Annotated in this window: 9 protein-coding genes; 5 read left to right on the top strand and 4 right to left on the bottom strand. The window is 76.5% G+C overall.

Features of this window, described 5'->3' with window-relative positions; genetic code table 11:
- Positions 1 to 53: 53 nt before the first annotated feature.
- From VKV23_05565 to VKV23_05575, 3 genes are all read right to left on the bottom strand, one after another.
- Positions 54 to 2,636 carry a glycoside hydrolase family 3 C-terminal domain-containing protein gene (locus VKV23_05565; GenBank protein HLI15507.1) on the bottom strand — a complete coding sequence of 861 codons (2,583 nt, stop codon included), beginning with the start codon at positions 2,634 to 2,636 and terminating at the stop codon, positions 54 to 56.
- A 164-nt stretch (positions 2,637 to 2,800) separates the two neighbouring features.
- A complete protein-coding gene (locus tag VKV23_05570; protein HLI15508.1) occupies positions 2,801 to 7,372 on the bottom strand; it encodes an IPT/TIG domain-containing protein in 4,572 nt (1,523 codons plus the stop codon).
- A 150-nt stretch (positions 7,373 to 7,522) separates the two neighbouring features.
- Positions 7,523 to 7,963, bottom strand: a complete 441-nt coding sequence (locus tag VKV23_05575; protein HLI15509.1) for a pyridoxamine 5'-phosphate oxidase family protein — start codon at positions 7,961 to 7,963, stop codon at positions 7,523 to 7,525.
- 192 nt (positions 7,964 to 8,155) lie between these two features.
- Here VKV23_05575 and VKV23_05580 point away from each other — a divergent pair, with 192 nt between their 5' ends.
- Positions 8,156 to 9,208, top strand: coding sequence for a site-2 protease family protein (locus tag VKV23_05580; GenBank protein HLI15510.1), 1,053 nt, complete (start codon positions 8,156 to 8,158; stop codon positions 9,206 to 9,208).
- A gap of 92 nt (positions 9,209 to 9,300) precedes the next feature.
- A complete protein-coding gene (locus VKV23_05585) occupies positions 9,301 to 9,756 on the top strand; it encodes a universal stress protein (protein HLI15511.1) in 456 nt (151 codons plus the stop codon).
- Here VKV23_05585 and VKV23_05590 read toward each other — a convergent pair.
- Positions 9,753 to 12,176, bottom strand: a complete 2,424-nt coding sequence (locus VKV23_05590) for a heavy metal translocating P-type ATPase (GenBank protein HLI15512.1) — start codon at positions 12,174 to 12,176, stop codon at positions 9,753 to 9,755. The genes VKV23_05585 and VKV23_05590 overlap by 4 nt on opposite strands.
- A 183-nt stretch (positions 12,177 to 12,359) precedes the next feature.
- Here VKV23_05590 and VKV23_05595 point away from each other — a divergent pair, with 183 nt between their 5' ends.
- The 3 genes from VKV23_05595 to VKV23_05605 all read left to right on the top strand — a co-directional run bounded on the left by VKV23_05595 (position 12,360) and on the right by VKV23_05605 (position 17,625).
- The gene (locus VKV23_05595; protein ID HLI15513.1) at positions 12,360 to 14,774 is read left to right on the top strand and encodes an HAD-IC family P-type ATPase; all 2,415 of its coding nucleotides are present in this window, start codon (positions 12,360 to 12,362) and stop codon (positions 14,772 to 14,774) included.
- Between the two features lie 56 nt (positions 14,775 to 14,830).
- Complete coding sequence (locus VKV23_05600) at positions 14,831 to 16,282, top strand: AAA family ATPase (protein HLI15514.1); 1,452 nt, start codon at positions 14,831 to 14,833, stop codon at positions 16,280 to 16,282.
- 530 nt (positions 16,283 to 16,812) lie between these two features.
- Complete coding sequence (locus VKV23_05605) at positions 16,813 to 17,625, top strand: SDR family NAD(P)-dependent oxidoreductase (GenBank protein ID HLI15515.1); 813 nt, start codon at positions 16,813 to 16,815, stop codon at positions 17,623 to 17,625.
- Positions 17,626 to 17,663: the final 38 nt, after the last annotated feature.

Raw genomic sequence — 17,663 nt, forward strand, 5'->3', positions numbered from 1 at the left:
GCCCCGGCGCACGCCGTGTACAGGGCGAGGGGGGCGCGCCCCCCCGGGCCGCCTCAGGGCAGCTCGACGGTTCCCGAGAGGCGGAGACGTCCGGACGACTGGCCCACCCAGACGACGTAGCGGCCGGGGACCGTCGACCAGGTGCCGTCGACGAGGCAGCGGAGCGCGCCGGCCGGGACCGACAGCGTCACCCGCCTGCTCGCCCCCGGCCCGAGCGGCACGGTGGCGAAGGCCACGAGCTTGCGCGGCTCGCCCGCCGCGCTCGGGAACGCGAGGTAGGCCTGGACGACCGCCGTGCCGGCACGGCGCCCGAGGTTCGCCACCGACACGGACGCGGCGATCGAGTCGCCCGCTCGCTCGACGGCGAGGTCCGAGAGGAGGAAACGGGTGTAGGACAGCCCGTAGCCGAAGGGGAAGAGCGGCGTCTGCCCGGTGAGCTCGTCGTAGCGGTAGCCGATGGCGAAGCGCGTGCCGAAGTGGACCACCCCGTCGACGCCCGGCCACGACGCGACCGAGGCCGCGTCGCCCTGCGAACGGGAGGCCGGGAAGGTGATCGGCAGGTGCCCCGCCGGGTCGAACCGCCCGAAGAGCACCGCCGCCGTGGCCGCCCCGTCCTCCTCCCCCGGGTACCACGCCTCGAGGACGGCGCCGACGCGCCCGAGCCAGGGCATGAGGACCGCGCCGCCGGTGTTGAGGACGACGACCGTGCGCGGGTTCGCCCGGGCGACGGCCTCGATGAGGGCGTTCGCGTCCCCGGGGAGCGACAGTCCTGGACGGTCGACGCCCTCGCTCGACCAGTCGCTCACGAACACGACGGCGGCCTGCGCGTGGCGGGCCGCTCGCGCCGCGGCCTGGATCGCGGGCGTCTCGAAGCGCATGCCGATGCGGGGAGGGCCGGCGAGCGTCGGGAACCAGGCGACGTCGAGCGCGTAGCGGCGACCGGCGACGAGGGGCACCGACACGGCCCACGTCGAGCGGCCCTGCTCGCCTGGCTTCGCGTACAGCAGCCGGCCGTCGATCCGGAACCAGATGTCGCCGCCCCCGGTGATGGAGAAGGTGTACAGGCCGCTTCGCGCCACGACGAGCGTCGGGCGCCAGTGGTCGAGGTAGGTGAGGTCTCGCTGCGGGATCGATCCCGTCGCGGCGGCCTTCGAGGCGTCGAGCTCGGCGAGCACCGCGGCCTGGCCGAAGGGGGTCATGCCGATCGGGGGGTCGGGGACCGGCTCGTCGCTCGATCCCGGCCCGAGGTCCCCGAGGGGGATGGGCGGGAGCGGCCGATCGCCGCTCCCGCCGGGCTCGTAGGTCACCGCGCGCCGCAGGTTCCGGCGGATCGCGCCGAGCGGCGTGATGCGGAACGGCGCCACGACGTTGGCGCTGCCGAACCCCGCCGTCATCGCCTGGCTCGAGGCGTCGACCCCGATGACCGCGAGGGACCGCAGCCTGCGCGCGTCGAGCGGGAGCAGCCCGCCCCGGTTCTTCAGCAGGACCATCGAGCGCTCGGCGGCGGCGAGCGCGAAGGCGGCGTGCGCCGGACTGTCCACGTGCCGCCCGATCCAGCCCCGGCGCGGGCGGGAGATGAGCCCGTAGGCGAACATCTCGGCGAGCACCTTCTCGACCGCGTCGCGGACCGTCGAGCGCCTGAGCGCGCCCGAGGCGACGAGCCCGGCGAGCTCGCCGGGCGAGGCACGCTTGATGAGGTCGAGACCGGCAGCGAAGGCCCTCGCCGGCTGGGCCACCGAGTCGAGATCGGAGCGGACGAAGCCCGCGAAGCCCCAGCGCCCGCGCAGGACGTCGTAGAGTCCGGGGTCCTGGCACGCGTTCGTGCCGTTCACGAAGCCGTAGGCGCACATGACCGACGCGACGTGGGCCACCTCGACGGCGGCGCGGAAGGGCGGCAGGTACACCTCCGCGAGGGCGCGGCGCGAGATCACCTGGTCGAGGTGGACGCGGTCGATCTCCTGCGTGTAGCCGGCGAAGTGCTTCGCCTGGGCCATGACGCCTTGGGACTGGATCCCCTCGATCTCGGCGACGCCCATCCTCGCGACGAGGAGCGGGTCCTCTCCGTAGCTCTCGAAGGCGCGCCCGGACTCCGGGACGCGCTGGACGTTGAGGTCGGGGGCCTGGACGACGTCGATGCCCTGGCCGCGGGCCTCGGCGCCGAGCACCTCGCCGTAGCGGCGGGCGAGGTCGGGGTCGAAGCTCGCGGCGATCCCGAGGGACGAGGGCAGCTGCGTCACGCCCACGTCGTGGAAGGCGAGGCCGTTCGGGCCATCCTGGAGGGTGAGGGGCGGGATGCACAGCGAGGGGACGCCGGTGTTCTCGTTCTCGTAGCCGTTGCGCGCCCGAAGGACGAGGAAGGCGAGCTGCTCGCGAAGCGTCATCCGCCGGACGACCTCGGCGGCGAGCTGGTCGGGCGAGCTCGCCGCCGCCGCGGCCGGGCTCGCCCACGGGCAGCGCGCCCCCCGGTGGTGCCCGGCCGGGTGCGGGTGCCGGGTTCGCGCCGCGGCGACGGGCGCGAGTGCGAGGGCGGGGAAGCAGCACGCCAGCGCGAGGGCGGCGAGACCGTGGCGCGCGGTGCGCGAGCGCCTCGGGCCGGCCGCGAGCAGGCGAACGGGAGGGCTCGGCCGCAGGAGCACGCTCGGACCTCGTGGGGGGCTTGGTCGGGCGACGGGGAGGCTAGCACCGCCCGTCTCGCACCGGTCCCCGCCCGCCTCGCCGCGGGCGGGCGGCACCTCGCCGCGGCGCCTCGAGGGCCGAGGGTGCCCCTGCCAGCGGGCCGGGGACGGCGAGGCCCGGACCGCTAGTTCGTCGCCAGCCCCACCACGCTCCCCGCGCTCGAGCCGGCCCGCCCCTCGTAGCGGGCGTCGCCGAAGGCGTAGACGGCGCCGGTTCGGGTAGCGAGCCAGTAGCCGCGGCCGTCCGGGGTGGCCGCGAGCGCGACGACGGGTCCGTCGGCGACGCCAGCGGCGGAGCCGTAGCTGCGGGCATCGCCGAAGGCGTAGACCGCGCCGGCGCGCGTCGCCACCCAGTACCCCTTCCCGTCCGGGGTGGCCGCGATGGCCGCCGCGACGTCGCCGGCGCCGAGGACGGGCGAGCCGAGCCGGACCGCCGAGCCGAGCGCCTCGACGCTGCCGTTCGCGCCGAGGAGCCAGCACCCGTGCCCGCCCGAGGAGGGCGCGAGGCCCACGACGGGGGAGGAAGGCCGGGGGCGCGCACCGCCGAAGGCGGGGGCGTCGCCGTAGGCGTAGACGGCGCCCGAAGGCGAGAAGAGCCAGTACCCCCCGCCGTCGGCGTCGGCGACGATCCCCGCGACGTGCACCGCCGGGCCCCCGTGCGGTGACGCGTCCCCGAACGCGTAGACGTTCCCGCCGGCGGTGGCGAGCCAGTAGCCCTGGCCGCTCGGCGTCGCCGCGATACCGACGACGCGCGCGCCGGGCGGCGAGCCGACGAGCCCGCCGAGGGCCGGGAGGCTGCCGAAGCCCACGACCTCGCCGGCCGAGGTCGCGAGCCGGTACCCGTCGGCGGAGAACCGCACCTCCACCGGGCCACGCCTCGCGGCCGGCCCGACGCCGTGCCGCTCGTTCACCGCGGCGACGGAGAAGGTGTACGCCGCCCCCACCGAGAGCCCGCTCGCCACGGCGGCGCGGGCACCGGGTCCGACGCGCCAGTGCAGGACCGGCACGCCCGGCGCGCTCGCCGAGACCGCGTAGCCGGTGATCGGCGAGCCGCCGTCGCTGAGCGGGGCCCCCCAGCGCAAGAGCGCCCGGTCCCCGTCGATCGCGACGCGAAGGCCGACGGGCGGGCTCGGCGGGCTCGGCAGGTAGCGGAAGGTCGTCGCGGGCGACGTCAGGGTGCGCCCGGCGCGCGTCACGACGCGGATCGGCACGCTCGCGCCGGCCCGCCCGGGAGCGGAGCTGACGACGAGGAGGTAGGGGTCGCCGTCGGGGTAGCCCGACCCGGCGGCGAGGCGGCGCGCCAGGTTGCGCCCGAAACGGACCGCGACGGCGCCGTCGAGGTTGTCCCCGAACAGCGCGACGCGCGTCCCGCCGGCGGCGGGGCCGCTGCGCGGGTGCACCGCCGCGAGGCTCGGCGAGGCGGGGTTGAAGTAGACGAAGGTGTCGACCGACGGGTTGCGCCGGGCGCAGCCCGTGGGGCTGCACGGGACGACGTCCACGGGGCCCGGCAGGCTGCTCGGCGCGACGACCGTGATCGAGCGGTCGGAGACCACCCGCACGTCGTAGCTCGTCGCCGCGCCCGATGGCGAGGTCACGTCGAAGGGGATGAAGGCGACGTCGCGCACCTGGGCGAGGCCGGAGCCGGTGATGCGCACGAGCGTGCCGCCCGTCGTCGGACCGCCGTAGGCGCCGATCCGGCGGACGAGGGGGATGCCCGCGTAGGCGAAGCGCACCACGTTGCTCCGGCCCCCGACGCTCTGCACGCTGACGCCTCCTGCCAGCGGCTTCGGCTCCGCGCTCGCGCTGGAGGCCGCCGGCGGCGGGTCGATCATGATCGTGCTCGAGGAGATCTCGGTGATCTGGAGCTGCTCGCTCGAAGGATCGCTCGGCGGGCCGAAGTTGACCCACTCGAAGCTGTTGAAGGCGAAGCCGCTGCCGTGGATCGTCACCGGCGTGGACCCCGACGCGTCCGCGGGGTTCGGGGAGATCGAGGTGATCGTAGGTGCCGGCGCGTAGTCGTACTCGGTCGCCGCGGGAGCGACCTCCGTCTCGGGCGTGGGGTCGACGACGCCAGCGGGTGTGAAGACGACGGGCCCCGAGAGCGACGGCAGGATCGGCGCCGTCGGGCTCGTCCCGCCGGCGCCCGCCACGACGACCTGCACCTGGCACAGCGTGGCCGGGTCGAAGCCGGGGCCCGAGGCGCAGCTCGTCGCGCTCGACTCCGGCGGCACGGTCGCCGTGAGCTCGAAGTCGCTCACGACGTGGACGTCGCTCGCCGGAACACCGCCGAAGGTCACCGAGACGGGCCCGCCCACGAGGAAGCCCGCGCCGAAGACGTCGACCGTGTTGCCGCCAGCGACGTTCCCACCGCTCGGCCCGATCCCCGTCACCACCGGCACGGGCGAGGAACCGCTCTCGGCGACGTAGTCGTAGGTCGCCGCCGGGCCGGGAGCGCTCGTCGCGATCGCGTCCTTTGCGAGGACCGTCACGGTGACATCGACCGGGCCGGCGCCCGCGAAGCTCGCCGCGCTCGGTGAGCGCGTGCTCGGCGGCGCGACCACCGTCACGGAGCTCGCGCCGACCGAGGTCACCTGCGCCGGCGCGGCGCCGAAGTCGACGCGCAGCGCCCCTGGGTCGCCCGCGGGGAAGCCCGAGCCGGTGATCGTCACCGCGGTGCCGCCCCCGCTCGGGCCGTACGCAGGGCTGAGGCCGGTCACCGTGGGTCTCGGCGGCACGACGAGGGAGCTGCCCGTCGCGAGGGCGCACAGGGTGTCGGCGAGTCCGCCGCCGGCGGGCCGCGTCAGGACCGGCGAGCCGAGCCCGGTGGCGAGGTCGTAGCCGGGACCGGCCGAGTAGCCCTGACCCAGGCCGAAGACGTCGTTGGACCCCCGGGTCACGTCGTTGAAGTCCCCGGGGTAGTCGAGGGCCGCCGCCCGGTAGAGCAGGGGCGCGAGGAAGCCGAGGGTCGGACCGGCCGCCGTCGTCGAGAGCGAGGCGCAGGCCGGCGAGCTCGCCGTGTCCGCCATCATCGCCGCCCAGATCGGCGTCGCGGACGAGGTCCCCCCGAGCGTGGTCCACCCCGCCGAGCGACGCGGCCGGCGCGGGGCGTCAGCGCCGAGGCGCGGCGTCGGGCCGAAGGAGCTGCTGTAGACGGTGATGCCCCGCCACTCGTCGGCCGACGCGCTCACGTCCGGGACCTGGCGGTTGGCGGTCGGGTCGACGCCGGGGACGCCCGAGTCCGCCTGCCAGGCGGGGCTCGGCCACGTCGTCGAGATCCCGCCGCCCGTGCCGCCCCAGTTGGCCCCGTCGTTCCACACCGTCTCGGCCCCGGCGAGCGGCGGGTCGTCGCGGCTGAGCGAGGTCCCGCCGACCGCGACGACGTAGGGCTGGGCAGCCGGGTCGTCCACCGAGAGGTACGGCTTCACCGGCACGTTCGAGGCGAAGGGCGTCCCGGCGCAGTCGTCGGACCCCGTGTCCCCCGTGGCGGCGAAGACGGTCTGGCCCTGGGCGGCAGCCTCCTCGAACAGGTAGTTCTCGAGCTGCTGGGCACCGGGCGCGGCGACCTGGAGCGCCGACTCGCACTGGCCCCAGCTCGTCGAGACGATGTTCGCCGCGTCCTGGCTGACGATCGCGTTGTACTCGTCGAGGGCGCCGAAGGTGGTGTTCGGCGCCTCGTACACGAGGACCTGCGCCTGGGGGGCGAGGGCGACGAGGTTCTCGAGGTCGAGGATCGACTCGCCCGAGCCGGACCCGCTCAGGTCGAAGCCGTCGACGGGGACCGTGGTCACCTGGCTGGTGCGGTCGGCGCCGAAGTAGCAGCGCTCGAAGGTGGCGAGGTCGTGCCGCGAGAAGGGCTCGAGCTCGTAGAGCGCGATGCGCTGCCCTGCGCCGAGGCCACCGCGGGCGAACAGGCCGCTCAGGCCGTAGGCGGCAGCCACCTGGGTGTCGGTCCAGCCTCCCGCCGCCCGCGCGGCCGCCGTCGCCGCGGCGCACGCCCGCGGCGTCGTCGAGGCCGGCCCGCCGCCACCGACCCTCGGCGCGAGGCGCGCCCGTGCGGGCGGGTGCGCCGGGCGCGCGAGGAGCGCGTGCGGCACGACGAGGTTGTCGAGACCGAGCACGCTCGCCACGTCGCCCGCCCAGCGCGCCGGCAGGAGCGGCGCCGAGGTCGCGGCCCAGCCCTCCTGTCTGCCTGGGAGCCGGTAGCGCTCGAGGCGCACGTGGAAGGCGGCCTCCACGCGCGCCGCGCTGCCGGCAGCGGGGACGACCATCCGATTCGCCGGGACCCGACCGACCTCGAGGCCGGCCGCGCGGAGCCCCCGCGTCACCGCCGCGACCGCGGCCTCGGTCGGCCCGAAGCGGCGGGCGAAGGCGGCCGGCGTGAGGAAGTGCCGGTACAGGCGCGAGCCGGGATCGGCCACCGCGGCCGCGTAGGCGGCGAGGCCGGCCGGGTCGCGCGGCCGCAGCGCCACCCCCACCTGGAGGATCCGGCGCGCCCCGAGCGCGCCGCCGGGGCGGGCCGAGCGCGGCAGGCGGGCGGGGGCGCCGACCGCCACGAGCGCTACCGGCCCCGGCTCGGCCCCGGCGGCCGCCGGCGAGGCGGCGACGGCGGCCAGCGCGAGCGCCGCGCCGAGGAGCCGCGGTCCGGCCCGGCGCGCCCGGGCGGCGGGCCCGCGGCGCTGCTCGGCGCTCGGCGCCACGACCACCCCCTCCCCGTCTCGGCACGCTCCTGACACGGCTCGACCCCCGGCGTGGCCCGCTCGGACCAGGTGCGGGGCAGGGGCCGTACAGCCCCCGAGCGGGCGCACGATAGCCTGCGGCGCGCGCGGGACCGGACGCGCGGGCCCCGTTCAGGAGGGCGGCGCCGGGGCCTCGGAATGCCGGAGACGCCGCCCGGTGATCTCGCTCGCGACGATCCGCACCCAGTGGCCTCGCTCGCCCGTCACCCACGTGCGCAGCGGGAGGGCGCGCTGGCGCTCCGAGCGCTCGTCGAGCGCCGAGGTGATCTCGCGGCCCACGCCGCGCACGAGGACGCTCCAGCCTTCGCGGACCGCCGGATCCAGCTCGTCGACCTCGAAGGCCACCTTGTCGAGGCTCGAGTGGGCGAGCTTCGTCCCCGGGTCGCTCCTGAAGACGATGTCGTCTCCGTCGAGGACGTAGTTGACCGGGACGACGAGCGGCTGGCCGTCAGCGACCACCGCGAGCCGACCGACGTCCTTCGTCGCGAGCAGGCGGCGGCACTCGCTCTCGTCGAGCTCGTCCAGGCTCCCTGTGCCGCTGTCGGTGTCCATCGCAGATCGCGCCTCCCATCGAGGTCACGCTCGGGCCCGCTGCCGCGAGGCTGCACACGAGTCTGCGTCGCTCGCGTCCCGCAGGCCAGGGCGGAAGGTCACGGCCGGCTGCAGGACCTCGCCGCGTCCCGGGTCGAGAAGGGGCCGGGCGCCCCTAGCGCGCCGCACCCGGCGCGCCTCGACTCGGGGTCGATGAGAGGTTCGGTCCGCGTCGCGACGGTGGCCGGCATCCCCCTGCGCGTCCACTGGAGCCTCGGCCTCCTCGTGGTCCTCGTCCTCGCCACGACTCCCTCGGGCGGCAGCGCGCTAGCCGGGCGCGCCGCCTACGTCGCGGGCCTGTTCGCCTCGGTGACCGTCCACGAGCTCGCCCACGGGATCGTGGCTCGCCGGCGCGGCCTCGTGGTACGCGACGTCGTGCTGCTCCCGATCGGCGGCGTCACCGAGGTCGAGCACCTCGGTGAGTCCGCGCGCGACGAGCTGCGCGTCGCGATCGCCGGGCCGGCCTCGTCGCTCGCGATCGGCGCGCTCCTCGCGGCGGCCGCGGCCGGCGCGGGCTCGGCGCTCGTGCCGCCGGCCATCTTCGAAGGTGCCTGGCTGCCTCGCTTCGCCTGGGCGAACCTCGTGCTCGGCGCGTTCAACCTCCTCCCCGCGATCCCCCTCGACGGCGGGCGCATCCTGCGCGCGCTCCTCGCCCAGAAGGACGAGGAGCGCGGGACGGTCGTCGCCGCGCGCGTCGGCGAGGTGCTCGCCGTCGCGATGGTCGTCGCGGGGCTGCTCGTCGACCTCTGGCTCGTCGTCATCGGCGCCTTCGTCCTCGTGGGCGCTCGCGCCGAGCGGGCCGCCGCCGTGCTGCGCGCCTCGCTGCACGGCGCGCGCGTCGTCGACCTCATGAACCTCGAGCCCGCCGTCCTCGACGCCGCCGCCACGCGGGTCGAGGCCGCGCGAGCCCTGCGCCGCGCGCCGGATGGCGTCGTCTTCGTCACCGAGGCCGGCCGCTACCTCGGCACCCTCACCGAGCGGGCGCTCGAGCGCAGCGACGCCGAGCACGCGGGCGGCGCCGCCGACCGCGACGCGCCCGTTCTCGAGGCGACGGCCGAGCTCTACCCGGACGCGGCCGAGGCGCTGGCGCGCTCCCGCCTGCCCGCCCTCGCCGTCGTGTCCGACGGCGAGATCGTCGGCGCACTGCGTGCCGACGACCTCGACCGCCTCGTCCGCCGACAGGCTCGCGCCGGCGCCCGCCGCTGACGCCCCGCCCGCCAGGACGAAGGTCCCTGGCGGCGCGAGGTAGCGGGCGCCCATCCTCGAGACGACCACGAACCGCACCGAGCCGGGGCGCCATGTACGAGATCCTCGCAGCGATCGACGGCTCGCTCGCATCCGACCGGGCCCTCGAGGCGACCGTCGAGCTCGCGAGGGCGACGGGCGGGCACGTGCACGTCGTGCACGTGCGCGAGCTCGCCACCGTCGGCGCCTACGGCGCCGTCTACCGGTCCGAGCCCGAGGAGGCGGAGCGCCTCGTCCAGGGCTACGTGGAGCGCCTGCGCGCCGCAGGCGTCGAGGCCGACGGAGCGCCTCGCGACGCCACGCACCCCGAGGTGGCGCGTGACATCGTCGAAGCCGCCCGGGAGCACGACGCGTCGGTGATCGTGGTCGGCTCGCGCGGCAGGGGCGACATCGGCTCGATCGCCCTCGGGAGCGTCTCCCACGACCTGCTGCGGCGCGCCGACCGCCCGGTGCTCGTCGTCACCGCGCGCTGCGCGCGAGGCCCGGGCGACGGCCAGCGCTCGGCCTAGGCCTCGCTGCCCACGCGGTCGGCCGCCGGCGCCCCGTCAGTGCTCGCGAGCGAGAAGTAGGCCTCCTCCTCCTGGGCGTTGTGCAGGCGGACGAGCGCGTCGAGCCCGTAGAGCAGGCGCGCGAGCTCGCGCTGCTGCTCGTCGTCGGGACCGCCCTGGTCGAGCTCGCCGGAGAGGCCGGCGAGGAGGCGGGCGAGGTGGGCGATCTCGACGTGGGAGCGGCTCATCGGCCCGGTCGGGTCCCGGCCGCCGAGCACGCGCGCGACCGCCGGGTAGAGCTTCTCCTCCTCCAGGCGCTCGTGGGGCAAGAGCTCGCGCTCGAGGAACTCGCACAGCGCGCGCAGCTCGGCCCGCGCCACCTCGGGCGCCAGCGTGCCGAGCGAGTCGGCGAGCGCCCGCCCGCGCGCGAGGCGGTCGGCGAGCTGGCGGTGCTCGCCCTCGAGGCGCCGGGCGAGCTCGGCCGGCGGGCCCACGAGGCCGCGCGCTGGGCGCTCGCCGAAGGCGGCGCGCAGGGCGTTGGCGATCGCGACCACGTCGATCCCCTCCTGGAGGATCGCCCCGGCCAGCGGGGGCAGCCGGCCGAGCGCCGCCGCGACCATCGCGACCAGCGACAGCGCCATGCCGACGGCGGCGCTCTCGAGCGCGATGCGACGTGCCCGGCGCGCGACGCGCAGCGTCGCCACGAGGCCGTCGAGGCGGTCGAGGGTGAGGACGACGTCCGCGGCGTCCGACGAGGCGGACGCCCCGCGCCCGCCCAGCGCGACGCCGACGTCAGCCGCCGCGAGCGCCGGAGCGTCGTTCACGCCGTCGCCGACCATCACCGTGGTCCCGGCGGCCCGCTCGACCCCAATCGCAGCGACCTTCTCCTCGGGGCTGCGCTCGGCGAGCACCTCGTCGACGCCGAGCACGGCCCCGACGGCCTCGGCCGCCGGCTCGCGGTCGCCGGTCGCCATCACCACCCGCGACACGCCGAGCTCGCGCAGCGCGCGAATCGAGCGCGCCGCGTCCGGACGCAGCGGGTCGTCGAGCACGACCGCCCCAGCGAGGCGGCCGTCGACCTCGACGAACACCGACAGCGCCCCCTCGAGCGCGATCCGCCGGCGAACGGCGCGCACCCACGAGGCGTCCTCGGTGGCACCCAACCAGGACAGCCGCCCGACGCGGACACGGCGACCGCCGATCTCGCCTGCGACGCCGCCCGCGACGGACTCCTCGACGGCGCCCGGCCACTCGAGCGCGATGCCCCGTGCGGACGCCTCGCGCACCACGGCGGAGGCGAGCAGGTGGGCCGAGTGCTGCTCGAGCGAGGCGGCGAGGCGCAGCACCTCGCCCTCGTCCGTCCCGGGCGCGGTCACGACCTCGCGCACGCGCGGCGCTCCGCGCGTCACCGTCCCGGTCTTGTCGAGCACGACGACCCGGGTCTGCGCCAGGCGCTCGAGCACGCCGCCGCCCTTCACGATCACCCCGCGGCGCGCGGCCGTCGACAGGCCCGAGACGATCGCGACGGGGACGGCGAGCAGGAGCGGGCACGGCGTCGCCACGACGATGACGGCCACGGCGCGCGTCGCGGACCCGCTCGCCGCCCAGGCGCCGCCAGCGAGCGCGAGCGCGAGCGGCACGAAGCCTGCCGCGAGACGGTCGGCGAGGCGGGCGGCCGGCGGGCGCTCGTCGACGGCGCGCCGCACCAGGCGGACGATCGCGGCGAAGGTGCTCGCCTCCATCGAGGCCACCGCACGCAGGTCGAAGGCGCCGCCCACGTTGACCGAGCCACTCGCGACGACCTCCCCCCGGGCAAGGGCAACGGGGAGGGGCTCACCGGTGATCGAGGAGGCGTCGACGGCGGCTTCGCTCGACGCCACGCGACCGTCGACGGGGACGACCTCCCCAGGCTTGACGAGCAGGAGGTCCCCTGGCTCGACGGCCCCGGGGTCCACCTCGACGAGGGCGCCCCCCTCGTAGCGGTGCGCGACGAGGGGGGCGCCCTCGAGCAGGTGCCGCAGGTCGCGCGCCGCGCGCTCGCTGGCACGAGCCTCGAGGACCCGCCCCGTCGCGACCATGAGCCCGACGACCGCGCCAGCGGCGAGCTCGCGCACCGCGAGCGTGCCGACGAGCGCCAGGACGGCGAGTACGTCGACGCCGATCCGCCGCCGCCAGGCCTGGGCGGCGACGGCCCCGGCCGTCACCGCCAGCGCGAGCAGGGCACAGGCAGCGAAGAGCGCGTCCGAGGCGCCGGCCGCCCCTGCCAGGCGCGCGCCGACGCCGGCCGCGATCGTTCCGGCCGAGGTGGCGAGGAGCGCGCCGTCGCGCGCGAGGGCGCCCGAACGCCAGGGGCGCCCCGTTCCGGCGCCGAGGGCGCGCCCGCCGGCCGGAGGACGCCCCTCCACCCGGACCTCACCGGCCCCGGCACGCACGCGACTCACGGAGCCATCGTCCCGCCAGGAGGGTCGGGACAGCGAAGGCACGAGCGGAGAGCCGAGCGCGCCACGGCTCCAGTATCGAGGGGCGGCGCGGCCGGCCGAAGTGCCGGAGGTCCCGACGCCCGCCAGCAGGTTGCGACCGAAGACCCTGGTCGGGACGTGCGGGTAGCACGACGCTGAGCGCCGATGCGCGCCGCACCGGCTCCGGTCACCCCCGACACCCGAGCCGGCGGCCTGAGCGACGCGGGCGTCGCCGAGCGGGTCGCGCGCGGGGCGATCAACGGGCGCGCCGCCGGCACGAGCCGGGGCTGGCGGTCGATCCTGCGCGCCAACGTCCTCACGCGCTTCAACGCGCTCCTCGGCGCCATGTGCGTCCTCGTCCTCGTCGTCGGGCCCCTCGAGGACGCCCTCTTCGGACTGATCCTCGTCATCAACACGACGATCGGCGTGATCCAGGAGGTGCGCGCCAAGCGGACGCTCGACCGGCTCGCGCTGCTCCACGCGCCGCGCGCCCGAGTCATTCGCTCGGGGGTCCCCCGGGAGGTCCCGACCGCCGAGATCGTCCTCGACGACCTCCTCGAGCTCCGTCGGGGCGACGAGCTGCCGGTCGACGCCGTGCTCGTCGAGGGCTCGGGAATCGAGGTCGACGAGTCGCTCGTCTCGGGCGAGTCCGAACCGGTCGACAAGGCAGTCGGCGACTCGCTGTACTCGGGGAGCTTCGTCGTCGCTGGCGAGGGCGTCGCCGTGGCAACGGCTGTCGGCGAGCGCTCGCTCGCCAGGAGCCTCGTCGACGAGGCGAGACGGCTCCGTCCGGCGAGCTCCGAGCTGCAGCGCGCCATCAACGGCATCCTGCGCATCGTCACCTGGGTCATCGCACCGCTCACCGCACTGCTGTTCTGGAGCCAGCTGAGCGGCACCGCGACGACCGCCGACGCGCTGCGGGCCTCCGTGGCCGGGACCGCCAACCTGGTCCCCGAGGGGCTCGTCCTGCTCACGAGCCTCGCCTACGCGCTCGGCGCGCTGCGGCTGACCAGGTCGAACGTCCTCATCCAGGAGCTCCCCGCCGTCGAGAACCTGGCACGCGTCGACGTGCTGTGCTTCGACAAGACGGGGACGCTGACCACCGGACGCCTGCGCGTCGAGCGCCTCGAGCCCCTCGTCGAGCACGTGCCGCTCGGTGACGTCCTCGCCACCCTCGCGGCCACCGAGGCCGAGCCGACGCCGAGCCTGCAGGCGATCGCACGAGACTGCGGCGGCTCCCGCCTCGCCGGACGAGCCGCCGTGCCCTTCTCCTCGGCGCGGCGCTGGAGCGGCGTCGAGGTGCCCGGGCTCGGCAGCTACGTCCTCGGCGCGCCCGAGACGCTCCTCGCCGCGCGCCCCGACGCCCGTCTCGCCGGGCGCGTCGAGGAGCTCGCCCGCCACGGCGTGCGGGTGCTCCTCGTGTGCCGCTCGCCCGAGGCGCTCACGCCGGCGCGCCTGCCGGCCGGCCTCGAGCCGGTCGGGATCGTCGGCCTCGCCGAGGAGCTGCGGCCCGACGCGGCGGACACGGTCGCCTTCCTCGTCGCCCAGGGAGTCGAGCTCAAGGTCGTCTCGGGGGACCACCCCGCGACGATCGCGGCGGTCGCTCGCGCCGCCGGTGTCCCCGAGCGCGGCGAACCCGTCTCGGGCGAGGCCCTCCCGGCGAGCGGCTCCGCGCTCGAGCGCCTCGTCGAGGACCGCTCGGTCTTCGGCCGCATCGGGCCGCGGCAAAAACGCGAGCTCGTCGAGGCACTGCAGCGCCGCGGCCACGTCGTGGCGATGACGGGCGACGGGGTGAACGACGTGCTGGCGCTGCGCCGAGCCGATCTCGGGATCGTGATGGGGAGCGGCAGCCCGGCGAGCCGGGCCGCCGGGCGCGTCGTCCTCCTCGACAGCGCCTTCGCCGCCCTCCCCGAGGTGCTCGCCGAGGGCCGCCGCGTGCTCGCCAACGTCGAGCGGGTCGCCAAGCTCTTCGTGGCGAAGACCGTCTACGTCGCGCTGCTCGCGCTCGCGATCGGCGCCGCGCACCTCGCCTACCCCCTCTTCCCGCGCCACTTCACCCTCGTGAGCACGCTCACGGTCGGCGTACCGTCCTTCTTCCTCGCCCTCGGCCCGGCCACGACGCGGCTTCGGTCGGGGTTCGCGGAGCGGGTCGCGGACTTCGTCGTCCCCGCGGGCGTCCTCGCCTTCGCCGGCGCCTTCGGGAGCTACCTCTACGCCCGTACCGCTCCGGGATCCACGCCCGCGGCTGTCCGCACCGCGACCACCCTCGCGATCGGCGTGGCCGGCCTCGCCGTGCTCGCCAGCGCGGCTCGGCCGCTCACCCGCTGGCGCATCGCCCTCGTCGCCACCATGGCCCTCGGGCTCGTCGGCGCCCTCGGCCTCGGCGCGTCCAGGCGCTTCTTCGAGTTCTCGGGGCCGAGCCCGGGCACGCTCGCGGCCGTCCTCGCCATCTCGCTCCCTCTCGGCGCGCTCGTGCTCCTCGCCACCTCGCGCTCGAACGGCCGCGTCGGCGCTGCCGTCGCCGCAGTGGTCCCCCGTCGGCGCGAGGACGCGCGCCGCCCGGCGGGGTCGCAGCAGTGAGTCGGGGCTCGGGCCTCGACGGGGTCGCCGGGCAGGCGCCTGCGGCGCCGGCCAGGGTGGTCGAGACCCACGTCTCGACGGTCTTCCTCGTCGGCGAGCGCGCGTACAAGCTGAAGAAGCCCGTCGTGGCCGACTTCGTCGACCTCTCCACCCTGGCGGCGCGCCGGGCCGCCTGCGAAGCAGAGGTCGAGCTGAACCGCCGCCTCGCCCCTGACGTCTACGAGGGCGTCGCCACGGTGTGCGGGCCGGGCGGCGAGCCCTGGGACCACCTCGTCGTGATGCGGCGGCTGCCGGACGATCGCCGCCTCACTCGGGTCGTCGAGCGATCGCGCTCGGCCGGCGAGCAAGCGGTCGTCGCCGTCGCGCAGGTGGTCGCGAGCTTCCACAGGCGCGCCGAGCACTCCGAGCGCATCGACGAGGCGGGGGCGCCGGGGTTCGTCCTCGCCCTGTGGTCGTCGAGCCTGCGCACCCTCGAGGGCAGCGAGCTCCCGGCCGGCGCCCGGGAGCTCGCGGCGCGCATCGGCTCGCTGGCCCGCCGCTACGTGCTCGGCTGCGCGCCGGCCTTCGAGGTGCGGGTGCGCTCGGGGCGCATCGTCGACGGCCACGGCGACCTGCAGGCAGACGACGTCTTCTGCCTCGACGACGGACCGAGGTTGCTCGACTGCCTCGAGTTCGACGCCGAGCTGCGTCACGGCGACGTGCTCGCCGACGTCGCCTTCCTCGCCATGGACCTCGAGCGCCTCGGGCACGCGAAGCTCGCCGAGTGCTTCCTGCGCGCCTACGCCAGCGCGTCCGGAGACGCCTGGCCGGCCTCGCTGCGCGAGCACTGGGTCGCCTACCGGGCGCTCGTACGCGCGAAGGTGGCGGCTCTCCGTGCGGCCCAGGGCGACGTGTCGGCGAGCGCACGCGCGGCGAAGCTCCTCGCGCTGTGCTGGGCGCACCTCGAGGCTGCCATCCCCCGGCTCGTCCTCGTCGGGGGCCTCCCCGGCACCGGCAAGTCGACGCTCGCCGCCGGGATTGCCGCGGCGCGCGGCTGGCAGCTGCTGCGCAGCGACGTGGTGCGCCGGGACCTCGCGAACGACCAGCAGGCCTCGCCAGGCGCCCCGGGCTTCGGCACCGGCCGCTACCGTCCCGGCGAGGTCGCGAGGACGTACGCGGCGATGCTCGCCCGAGCCGTCGAGCTGGTGCGAGGCGGCGAGAGCGTCGTCCTCGACGCCACGTGGACGAGCCGTCGGCAGCGCCAGCTCGCGGCGCTCGCCGCGGCCAGCTGCGGCGCGCACCTCGTCGCGCTCCGCTGCGACGCGCCGCTGGCGCTCGCCGCGCGACGCATCGCGAGGCGCGCCGCCGCGGGTCTCGACGCGTCGGAGGCGAGCGCGCGAGTCGCGCGCGAGATGGCGGCGCGTGCGGACGCCTGGCCGGAGGCGGCGACCGTCGACACGACCGGGGCGAAGCGTACGAGCCTCGGGGCCGCCCTCAAGGCCATCGCCGCCTCCAGGCCGACGGGCTGAGGACGACCGATCGCGGACCTCGCCGACGTACCGAGAGCTCGGAGACGACGGGGCCAACGAGCACCTGGCGGCTCTCGCCCTCCTGCGCCCCACCGGTGCGGACCGCCCATGGAAACGACCGGCGTGCGCTGCGCTGACGCGCCGCAGCGGTCGGGGGCGTGCCGGACAGGGTGTTCGTCCGTCGTCGCTCGACGCCCCGTGCCGAGGCTTCGCCCCGCGCGGGCGCATCGCCCAGCCGCCTTCGCGCGCTTCGTGGCGCGAGGCGCAGGCTGCGGCCAGCCGACGTCCGGCCGGAGCGAGCGCGCGGCACCCTGCTCGCGGGCGTCGGTTCGCGCGCCCCTCCGCCTGGGGGCGGCCGCCCACGAGACGGCAGTCGCGCCGGGGACGCCCGACGTGCCGCCTTCGCCTCGTGTTCTCGCCGGGACGCACGCGCCGCCGCCTCGCCCGAGACAGGCCCGCCTCCGAGGCCGCCCCGGCCGCTGGGCCCGAGGGGCGAGCCGCGCCGATCGCCCGTCTAGGATGCGCCCGACATGCGAGCGCGTGCCAACGAGACGGCGCCCGCGACGAGGCTCGACGGGGAGGTCGCCGCGGTGACGGGCGCGAGCCGCGGGATCGGTCGCGCCATCGCGCGCGCCTTCGCCGACGCCGGCGCCGCAGTGGCCCTCGCCGGCCGCGACCGCGCCGAGCTCGAGAGCGCCCGGGCAGAGGTCGAAGCCCGGGGGGCGCGCTCGCTCGCCGCCTACTGCGACGTGCGCGACCCCGACTCGGTGGACGCCTTCGGCGATGCCGTGCGCGAGGCGCTCGGTCCGCCGACCGTCGTCGTCGCCTGCGCGGGAGTCGCCGGACCAACGAAGCCGCTCCACGAGCTGGCTGTGTCCGAGTGGGAGGAGTGCGTCTCGACCGATCTGACAGGCGTCTTCCTCACGTTCCGACGCTTCATCCCGGCAATGCTCGAGCGGGGCGCGGGCAGCTTGATCGCGATCTCCTCCATGACCGGCAAGCGGCCCCTCGCCGGGCGTAGCCCGTACGCCGCGGCGAAGCTCGGCGTGATCGGGCTCGTACGGACGCTCGCGCTGGAGCTCGGACCGTTCAACATCCGCGTCAACAGCGTCTGTCCCGGGGGCGTGGACGGCCCGCGCATCGACCTGGTCCTCGAGAACCAAGCCCGCCTGCTCGGCATCTCCGTCGACGAGGCGCGCCGGCAGATGACCGAACCCGCTGCCTTGAAGCGCCTCGTTCGCCCCGAGGAGGTCGCGAGCGCGTGCGTGTTCCTGGCGTCTGCCGCCGGATCGGGGATCACCGGCGAGGACCTCAACGTCACCGCCGGCCTCGTCATGTACTGACAGGTGACCGCACGCGCCGCGGCGCGCCGGACTCGGAC

The organism is Acidimicrobiales bacterium (assembly GCA_035294085.1).
GTDB lineage: Bacteria > Actinomycetota > Acidimicrobiia > Acidimicrobiales > Bog-793 > DATGLP01.

Bases quoted from the DNA above. Each gene is read 5' to 3' on its own strand.
- VKV23_05575 (HLI15509.1), bottom strand. From the start codon at position 7,963: ATGGACACCGACAGCGGCACAGGGAGCCTGGACGAGCTCGACGAGAGC.
- VKV23_05580 (HLI15510.1), top strand. From the start codon at position 8,156: ATGAGAGGTTCGGTCCGCGTCGCGACGGTGGCCGGCATCCCCCTGCGC.
- VKV23_05585 (HLI15511.1), top strand. From the start codon at position 9,301: ATGTACGAGATCCTCGCAGCGATCGACGGCTCGCTCGCATCCGACCGG.
- VKV23_05595 (HLI15513.1), top strand. From the start codon at position 12,360: ATGCGCGCCGCACCGGCTCCGGTCACCCCCGACACCCGAGCCGGCGGC.
- VKV23_05605 (HLI15515.1), top strand. From the start codon at position 16,813: ATGCGAGCGCGTGCCAACGAGACGGCGCCCGCGACGAGGCTCGACGGG.